Here is a 1,259-nt window from a genome sequence, read left to right as displayed (position 1 = left end):
CGCCGCCTTCGGCCGCGACTACATCGCCAACCCCGACCTGGCCGAGCGCCTGCGCCTCGGCGCCGATCTCAACGCCCAGCGTCCTGAGCTGTTCTACGGCGGTGGCGCCGAGGGCTACACCGACTACCCGGCGCTGGCCAGCTCGGCGAGGTAAGCTGTACGGCCGCCGTCATCAGCCGTCGGCGAGTACACGCAGCGGACTGACGCGCCAGACCCGGCGCGTGCCGAGCAGACCGGCGCTGCCGGTGATCAGCGCGCCGGCCAGCGGTGTCAGCAGCCACAGCCGGGGGTGCAGCGCTGGTGGCAGGTCCAGCACCTGCAGATGCAGCACGGCGGCGATGACCTCGGCCAGCACCACCGCCAGCACGCCGGCGATGGCGCCCAGCGCGAGCATTTCCGCGACCACGCGCTGACGCAGGCTGGCGCGGCTGGCGCCGAGCGCGCGCAGCAGCGCGGCCTCCTGGCGGCGGCTGTCGAGCGTGGCGGCGATGCAGGCCAGCAGCACCAGCACCCCGGCGGCGAGCACGAACAGCAGCACGAAGCCGATGGCTTGTGCGAGCTGGTCGAGCAGGCCGCGCACCTGGGCCATGATGCCGCCGACATCGATCAGCACCACCACCGGAAAGCGCTGCACGAGCCCGCGCACCAGGTCGCGGCGGTCATCCGGCACATGGAAGCTGGTCAGGTAGCTGGCCGGGAAGCCGTCCAGCGCCTGCGGCGGAAACACCATGAAGAAGTTGGGCTGGAAGCTGTCCCAGTCGACCTCGCGCAGGCTGGTGACCTCGGCTTCGAGATTGCCCTCGGCCAGCGTGAAGGTCAGGCGGTCACCGAGTGACAGGCCGAGGCGGCCGGCCAGGCGCTCCTCGACCGACACCGGCCAGCGCATGGCTGGCGCGGTGTCCTCCGGTCCGGACAGATCGCCGGCTGTCGTCGCGCTGCCAGCATCCTCGGACGGGCCCAGCGGCGCATTCCGCCACGATCCGGACAGCAGCTGGTTGCCGGTTGGCAGGGTGGCGGAGGTGGTCAGGTTGAGCTCGCGGTTCAGCGCCTCGTCATTGCGCGGCTCGTCTTCCTCTGCGCTGACGGCCTGGCGCACCGGTTCGCCGTTGATGGCGGCGAGGCGCCCGCGATAGACCGGATACAGGGGTTCGTGACGCAGGCCGGCCTGTTCCAGGGCCAGACCGAAGGCATCCTTGTCCTCGGCAGGAATGCCGAGCGCGAAGTGGTTCGGGGCATCCGCCGGCAGCTTGTCCTGCCAG

Annotated in this window: 1 protein-coding gene; it reads right to left on the bottom strand. The window is 71.2% G+C overall.

Features of this window, described 5'->3' with window-relative positions; translation table 11 throughout:
• Positions 1 to 172: 172 nt before the first annotated feature.
• The coding region (locus tag C5O18_RS09815) for an ABC transporter permease (protein ID WP_146089347.1) at positions 173 to 1,259 on the bottom strand (1,087 nt) is incomplete at its 5' end.

The sequence above is a fragment of the Amnimonas aquatica genome (assembly GCF_002943415.1).
Classification (GTDB): Bacteria; Pseudomonadota; Gammaproteobacteria; order Pseudomonadales; family Moraxellaceae; genus Perlucidibaca; species Perlucidibaca aquatica_A.
This window is presented reverse-complemented; position numbering and strand designations above follow the sequence as displayed.